General features: G+C 38.4%; 8 protein-coding genes and 2 pseudogenes. 3 read left to right on the forward strand and 7 right to left on the reverse strand.

The window, feature by feature from the left end:
• Positions 1–318, reverse strand: a pseudogene (locus AB6E08_RS22095) (transposase); the annotation flags it as partial.
• Positions 319–385: 67 nt separating this feature from the next.
• Here AB6E08_RS22095 and AB6E08_RS22100 point away from each other — a divergent pair.
• Positions 386–520: pseudogene (locus AB6E08_RS22100) on the forward strand (transposase); the annotation flags it as partial.
• A 193-nt stretch (positions 521–713) separates the two neighbouring features.
• Here the strand turns inward: AB6E08_RS22100 and AB6E08_RS22105 are convergent.
• Positions 714–2219: an aldehyde dehydrogenase family protein gene (locus AB6E08_RS22105; RefSeq protein ID WP_017098662.1), complete on the reverse strand. Its 1506-nt coding sequence runs from the start codon at positions 2217–2219 to the stop codon at positions 714–716.
• 376 nt (positions 2220–2595) lie between these two features.
• Here AB6E08_RS22105 and AB6E08_RS22110 point away from each other — a divergent pair, with 376 nt between their 5' ends.
• Together AB6E08_RS22110 and AB6E08_RS22115 are read left to right on the forward strand one after the other, a co-directional pair.
• On the forward strand, positions 2596–2991 hold the full coding sequence (locus tag AB6E08_RS22110) for a hypothetical protein (RefSeq protein WP_017098661.1): 396 nt from the start codon (positions 2596–2598) through the stop codon (positions 2989–2991).
• Positions 2981–3238, forward strand: coding sequence for a hypothetical protein (locus AB6E08_RS22115; RefSeq protein WP_017098660.1), 258 nt, complete (start codon positions 2981–2983; stop codon positions 3236–3238). Before AB6E08_RS22110 ends, AB6E08_RS22115 begins: the two co-directional genes overlap by 11 nt.
• 477 nt (positions 3239–3715) lie before the next feature.
• On the opposite strand, the gene AB6E08_RS22120 is transcribed toward AB6E08_RS22115, so the two are convergent.
• The 5 genes from AB6E08_RS22120 to AB6E08_RS22140 all read right to left on the reverse strand — a co-directional run bounded on the left by AB6E08_RS22120 (position 3716) and on the right by AB6E08_RS22140 (position 7385).
• The gene (locus tag AB6E08_RS22120; protein WP_017101131.1) at positions 3716–4744 is read right to left on the reverse strand and encodes a GlxA family transcriptional regulator; all 1029 of its coding nucleotides are present in this window, start codon (positions 4742–4744) and stop codon (positions 3716–3718) included.
• Between the two features lie 157 nt (positions 4745–4901).
• Entirely contained in the window at positions 4902–5381 is a 480-nt protein-coding gene (locus AB6E08_RS22125; RefSeq protein ID WP_017098658.1) for a hypothetical protein, read from the reverse strand.
• Positions 5365–6162, reverse strand: coding sequence for a winged helix-turn-helix domain-containing protein (locus AB6E08_RS22130; protein WP_017098657.1), 798 nt, complete (start codon positions 6160–6162; stop codon positions 5365–5367). Before AB6E08_RS22130 ends, AB6E08_RS22125 begins: the two co-directional genes overlap by 17 nt.
• Entirely contained in the window at positions 6143–6673 is a 531-nt protein-coding gene (locus AB6E08_RS22135) for a hypothetical protein (protein ID WP_017098656.1), read from the reverse strand. The genes AB6E08_RS22130 and AB6E08_RS22135 overlap by 20 nt, the downstream gene beginning before the upstream one ends.
• The gene (locus AB6E08_RS22140) at positions 6648–7385 is read right to left on the reverse strand and encodes a helix-turn-helix domain-containing protein (protein ID WP_241810843.1); all 738 of its coding nucleotides are present in this window, start codon (positions 7383–7385) and stop codon (positions 6648–6650) included. Before AB6E08_RS22140 ends, AB6E08_RS22135 begins: the two co-directional genes overlap by 26 nt.
• Between the last annotated feature and the right edge of the window lie 234 nt (positions 7386–7619).

Genomic DNA, 7619 nt, shown 5'->3' on the forward strand with positions numbered 1-7619 from the left:
CCTCAACTTGCTTGGCTCTACGACTGATGCAGGTGTAATGCGGACAACTTAACGGTACATGGGCTAACCTAAATATCGAGTTGATAAAACCTTGCAGCGCTCTTAATGGCATAGAAAAAACTCGTTTCACCATGAGGGCTGTCGTGATAGCTAAATCACTGAACCGACGAGGCCTCCCGCGCTTATTCTGTTTGCTTTGCGTCCAGCCACTTATCGCTTCTTCATCAATCCAAAAGGTCAAAGAACCGCGGTTAATGAGTTATTGATTGTATTTTGCTTCCAGTTGGTTGTTTTATAACGAGGTTTAGGTTTAGGTATAGGGCTACAAGAGGGAGTGAATGTAGCTGATCAGATCGTAGGTTTAGTTCCAATGAATTACGCAACAAAGCCGAGACTATGGGGAAATCACTTTTGGGCTAGAGGGTATTTTGTAGATACGGTCGGTGTGAATGAAAAAGTCATTTGCCGATATGTACGACACCAAGATAAGCAGGACATAGAGTATGAGCAACAACTGTAGTTATTGAAGAATTGATAGCGCGGAAGCCCCTTTCTAGGGATGATAAAGCGAAATTGCCTTCTAAGAAGGCGGATATTTTTTCAGTCTTGCATTGTAAAGGGGTCAAGGAAATGGGCATGGCTTAGACCATAAATATAATGAACCAAATGTTTGTCTGCCCATTAGGTTTTCGGGCAGACAATTAGCTTAATTTTTAAAAGAAGCCTAAAGGATTAACACTGTGGCTAACGATGATATTTTTGGTGTTCTGGTAGTGGTCTAGCATCATTTTGTGTGTTTCTCTACCAATCCCGGACTTTTTATAGCCGCCAAACGCAGCGTGAGCAGGGTAAGCATGGTAGCAGTTAACCCAAATTCGCCCAGCTTGTATATTTTTCGCCATATGTGAAATCAGATTGTTGTCACGTGTCCATACTCCAGCACCTAAGCCATACTCAGTATCGTTGGCGATTGCCAGAGCTTCTTCAGTGTCCTTAAATGTAGTAACAGCAACGACTGGGCCAAAAATCTCTTCTTGGAAAATACGCATATCGTTAGTTCCTTTGAAGAGGGTAGGCTCGACAAAGTAACCATTGTCTTCATTGCTGTTACCACCAATAAGTAATTCGGCACCTTCTTCATGACCAAGAGCTATGTATTTGCGAATTTTGTCAAATTGCTCTTGTGACACCTGTGAACCAACTTGTGTGTCGGTATCGAGTGGGTTTCCTTGTTGGATCGTTTTCATGCGAGTTTGCAAACGTGAAATGAAGCGATCGTAAATTGATTCATGAATCAAAACTCGAGAAGGACACGTGCAGACTTCACCTTGATTGAAAAAAGCTAACAAGACACCTTCGATACACTTATCAAGGTAACTGTCTTCGTGATCAAATATATCAGCCATAAAAATATTTGGAGATTTACCACCTAGCTCGACTGTTGACGGAATTAGGTTCTCAGCGGCACACTTCAGAATATGCTGTCCAACTTCTGTAGAGCCAGTAAAGGCTACTTTAGCAATCTTTTTATGTGTAGCAAGTGCTTGACCTGCTTCTGAACCATAGCCATTTACGACATTGATTACACCGGCAGGGACTAGATCTTCGATGAGCTCCATCAATACTAAGATTGATGCAGGAGTTTGTTCCGCTGGTTTTAATACTACGCAGCAGCCAGCAGCCAGCGCGGGTGCCAGCTTCCAAGCGGCCATTAAGAGTGGGAAGTTCCATGGGATAATTTGTCCTACAACACCAACAGGTTCTGGGAAGTGGTAGGTCATGGTTTGTGAATCTAGTTCCGCAGCGGAACCTTCTTGAGCTCTAATGCATCCAGCAAAATAGCGGAAATGGTCGACAACGAGTGGAATATCAGCGGCGAGAGTCTCGCGAATAGGTTTCCCATTGTCCCATGTTTCAGTAATAGCAAGCATCTCAAGGTTGTTCTCAATACGCTCAGCTATCTTTAATAATATGTTTGAACGCTCAGTGACTGATGTTGAAGCCCAGTCATTTTTCGCATTGTGCGCAAAATTAACTGCCAAATCGATGTCTTCTTGAGTCGAAGCTGGAATTTCACAAATTACAGAATGGTTGATTGGGGAGGTATTAGTAAAATATTTTCCATGTTTCGGTGCTACCCATGCCCCTCCTATGAAGTTTTGATACTGCGGCTTGAAATCGACAATCGAATTTTCAGTTCCTGGTTGTGCATATAACATTTTCAGTTCCTTTTTTTAGATTCTGTGCGTTATTATCCACCCGCACATGAAAAATAAAATAAGCAACTTCAACCATAGGTTAAGCTAGAATAAAAATAGCCATACTAAATCAATGGTTTATATATTAACCGTGAAACTAAAAGTCTTGAATGCTTAGGGTATATGTCTTTTTCTAATGAATTTCATTTTAATATGCTAGTTCTATCAATGTAAATAGATCGCTATCATTACCAATATAGTAACCAAATAGGACATATATATCTGATCTTATGGACGTAATAATGGTGTTATTTTTATAACTACATGATATTTGGTTGGTTTGTTTTGTTGGTGCAATTGGTTTCACTGTTTTATTTTAAACATATAACGTTAACATATGAGGAACAAGAACAATGAACTAGAGGAATGTAAAGTGTATCAAGAATTGAGCCAACTGTTAGATGACATTGGATATGCATTTGATAAGCATGAGCTGAAGATATGTACTATCAGAGCTCAAAAAAACAAAGTTATAAAAGCGATGATTGTAAAGGCAAAAGAACTAAATTTTGATATTTCGTCAAATCTATCGAAAAGTGTCTTGTCAGCGATAGTTAGTCAGGAAGACATTAACGAGCAACAAGCGATTGACGTTTTGACGAAGTATGTAATTAGCGACAATATAATTCAAAGAGAAATGAGAGAGAGCCTTTTCCTTGCTGCGATGAGGAAAAGCGAAGAGTTTCATATTGTTATGCTATTGAATGGAGAAGGGGTAAATCGTGTTATCTGAAGAAATGCTTTATGAAAGAACCAAAGAAGCGCTGCGATGCGCACGCTTGCTTGAGCTTGATACATCCCAACAATTTATTAGAACATGTTTGAGTGCTTGTGTGGCTGATAAGCGTATTCATATTAACAATATTGGTGAGGTATTAAGCCATTCAATTGCTTATCCGAGTAAATTATTAGCTGGTGCATATGAGTCCAGTGAGCTTCATCGGTCCATAACCCCTGTCTTAGAAAAACTCTCTCAATAGTATTTGTCTGAGTGGCAAAAATGTCACATCAAAAGTAGTTGCTTGGGCCTAATCTGGCAGTCATTATTTTTTAAGCGATGTTTGTCAGATTGAACCTAAGGCTGAACTTTTTACGGTTTACGAGCTAACAGTGTATCTAGTGAATGTTAGTTGCCACTTTTTATCCACATGATTACTCGCCCTGAATTTTATAATCAATACGCATTTGACTCACCAAGATCGTCATCGTTTATTTCTTGCAGGTAAATTAGTCGACTTTGTTTTTGTTTCGCTTTTCTTTCCCTTGTGGTTTGTCGTTGAACGCTTGCAGATACAAGCGTAGGCGGAGAGACATCAACTTTCTTAAAGTTGAATTGATGAAGGCTGTGGAGCTCAAAGCCGGAGAGATACCAGCTTTATTATTGGGTTAATCATTTCAATCTAAGTGAATAACTCCCTTTTTAGCTAAGGGCTTAGGTCCAGTTAGAATTAAGGTGCTTAAATCTCACAAGCCTGTGTCGCTTTGCGATATTCTGTGGGCGTCATGTCGTAAAATTTTTTAAACAGCGACCTAAAATGGTTTGTGTCACTGTAACCAACTTGCTGGGATATTTGTTCTATGTTTAAGCTGGTAGTGTCCAGCTTGTCTCTCGCTAATACCACTCTAATACGTTGTATGTAGTTCATTGGAGATTCGCCAGTTGCTGCTTTGAAGCGACGTTTCATTTGCCTTTCACTCAAAAAACTTTTCTCTGCACACATAGCGACAGATAGCCTGCTTGGGTCTTCATTGTGCATCCACTCTTGTAACCGATCAATCAAACTGTCGCTATGTTGATGGTATTGAGCAAAGCTCGTTAAACAAATTCGCTTAATTTTTGAAACATCACCTCCTAAGTACTGTTCACATTTAATTCTTTGGGCCGTGCCTAACAAAGCATCAATTAACAAAATTGTTGCAGCAAAGTATTCTTTAATGCTGGAGGTGCAAATATATCGGTCTTCATGAGTTATTTTCAAGTGTGGTTTGAATTTTACTTGGGGGAATTGATTTCGAAAATCTTCAGCATATACCCAATGTGTAGTTGCGCTTCGTTTGTTTAAAACCCCAAGCTCAGCCAGAAGAAATGTCCCCGTACATAAAGAGAGAACAAATTCACACTGCGTAATTTGTTTTTTTAGCCAATATTTAACCTCTTTGGGTAAGACATAAGACCCCTTATTTATGTCACCACAAGCACCTATTATTAAAATGTCGGTATGTTCGACGGATTCCCAATGCGTACTACTGTTAATTGTTAGCCCCCCTAAGAATTGAGTCGGCCCCCCTGTGACTGATACATAACTGACCAGTGGCGCTGGTAATCCTGCTTGCATTGAAGCAATTGTCAGCATTTCGATTGGTCCCGAAATTGCTGTGATTGGGCTTCCTTCTAACAAGAGTGCAGTAATCTTTAAAGGTTCTCTTTTTCTGATCATGAGTATTACGTTTCTCAAATATGTCCTATTTGCTAGTACTATGTCCATAAACCCTTAAGAACACTAATAAACAAATCCGAAATTTAAATTACTCGTCATTAGATTGATTTTAAATGAATAAATTAAGTCATTGATATTTACATGTTTATAATCAACACGTTTAGTTATAACTAAATCTGTTGATGATTTAGATTGATTACTCTAATTAATCGGCCGTGATACACTGGACACTGCCGGTCAATAAACTGGAATAACAGAAAATATACTTATCTTGGTATAAGGTCTGGAAAAATTGTTCCGATGAATTCTCAATCAAGTGTGCTTCAGTGAAATCAAGTTCTGTTGAGGGAGTGTAGTTTGCGCTACGTAGCGCGTTGGTTGTCGAAAAGAGGTCTGCACCCCAGAAATAAACGGAGTAATAGATGTTGAGGGCTTTGTTTTCGCCTTCGGATAATAAGCTACAATGCGCATCGTGAACTCCTCCCCACAGATGATCTACGGTAATTACTTCTTTGAAGGAGTCGACTTCAAATTTTTTATATGTACGACCATGAGAAAATAACATGATGTTGTTTCGACCATCTAAGAATAGAGGATGATTAAGGGTATTTATCCATGAGATAAACGTAATGACGAGTATATTTGCCAAGACCAGAAAAATAATGGCTTTACCGACATTGTTCATTAATTTCCTCTCTTACTTGCTCGATTGAATAGTCTCGGGAAAAACTAAAATTCATTGTGTTGTGTTCATGTAAATTATTAGGTTGATAAACACACGATACATAGAGTTGCTCAGGGTTTTCAGAAATATAGAGCATACGTAAGTCACTTGAGTATCTCCCTTTGAGGTCATTGAAACGTTTATCTCCATTTTTAGTATCAGTAAAATAGTACGTTACGCCCAAATGTTCACGCTGGTTCCATTGAATACGATCTGTGGTGCTATTGTAATATATGATCCGCGTTAACCAAGTGAGACTAACTAAAAATAACAGTGAGAGAGTCAATAGAATGAATCTTTGAAGGTATTGTAGATGGGCCGATAGACTGGTCTTCTCATGGTCTTGAGGTTGGAGAGTGTCTGGGATTATTTCTGAACTAGGTGTTGATGAGTTGTTTTGTTCAAGAACTATTGGCACCTCAAGGCTTATTATGTTGCTTACCAGTAAATAACCATGCTTTGGGACTGTTTTTATAATATTTTGTTGTCGGCCATTGTCACCTAAAGCTATACGTAGGTGGGCTATAGACTGAGTTAAACTAGCTTGCGAGACGACTCGCCCTGGCCAAGCCACGTCGATTAGGGTACTTTTTAAAACGGTTTCGCCTTGATTTTGACATAAAAGCTCTAAAATTTTGCAATCTGTAGAGTGCAATTTTTTGCTCTCCCCATTACTTTGGTTAGTTAGCTGGCGCCTAAGGGTTGGATTAAATATCCACATGCTATGTTGTTTTCTTGTCATTGACGTCAATTTTTTCTTTATTTTCAGATATATTGACACATTGAACTGAGTTGTTCGACAGTTGGATGTAACAATATTGGTGGGAGGTTTCTAACAAAGTTTGAAAATTTTCTTCGCCGCCATCAAAGAGCGCATGTTGCTCTGGTAAATCAAAATATTCTGTTTCTGGAGTGTTAACCAGTTGATTTATATATTTTATGGAATAAATGGATTTCGGCCAAAAGGTAATAAGAAATTGTGTGTCCAGTTTTTTTCCATTGTCGAAATGGATAGAAGCCATTAATAGAAATCGGTTCCATAGATAAGGTTTTAAGTGATAGTCGATTTTTCTGTATTTCTTATCTCCCATTTGCTCACCGTAAGTCAGAACTGTTTTACTTATTTGGGTATTAACGTTTTGAGCAAAACTAGGAATAAACGATGCATTGAGAAAAATTTGAATAGGCAACAAGGCAAGTAAAAAGACAACGCTAAGCAAATAGTGTTTATTGGCATTTTTGTACAATATCATTGCTAATCCCCTCTATAGCGCGCTTAACATCAATGGAAAAGTTGATGCTTTGGCCGTAAGGTGATGATGCATTCTGGTGAATGCAACTTACATAAATCCTAGTTTTATTTGAAGCAATATAAAAATTCACATTGTTTAAAGTAGGGTGCCTAATCAGCTGTTCTAAGAGTTGTTGACTATGAAAATCGTTGTTCTTGATCGTAAAGGTGTTAGTTTGAGAGTTCAACCTTGACATGTTCAGTTTAGGTTCGCTTTGTGAAGGTATGAACAAAAACCAAAACAGTAAACAGTTCATGCTGACTAATAAAACTATTACGCCAGCTTGCCAAGAACATTTAAGCTTAAAAGCCACTACCTTATCAGGTCGCCTAGTCTCGGGTTGGGCTTGGTTAGTTAAAACTAGAGCTATTTTATTATAAGCGACAAAGTAACCGGCTTTAGGTACGGTTCGAATGATACATTGTGCTTCCACTGTATCATTCAAAGCTAAACGTAATGATGCAATGGCGTGTGTGATACTGGCATCTGAAACAAATTTCCCCGGCCAAATTTTTTTGTGAATTTCAGATTTAGTTACGACTCGATGGTTATTCGACAGTAAGAGCAATAATAACTGGCTTTCTGTTTTTGTTAGTCTCTTTTCTTCACCTGATATTTTATTTCGAAGTTGAGAGTGTTCATGAGGTCTAAAATCCCACATAGATAGCTGCATACCTATACTTGGTGTTGTTTTTAAATGAAATATTACAAACTTACCAAATTATTCAATAGACAACAACTAGTAAAATAGTATGAACTCGAGTTTATAATAAGAATTGATTATAGGCGTTGAGGGCAATTTTGCTTTGTTTTTTAACGAGAACTTTGAAAGGTATACTTAAATCAGCACAGTTACCCTATCTGGCAGGGTAGTTGTCACTGTTAAAATTTAACCAGTTTGGGCGAT

The organism is Vibrio sp. 10N.247.310.24 (assembly GCF_041467175.1).
GTDB classification, from domain to species: domain Bacteria; phylum Pseudomonadota; class Gammaproteobacteria; order Enterobacterales; family Vibrionaceae; genus Vibrio; species Vibrio tasmaniensis_A.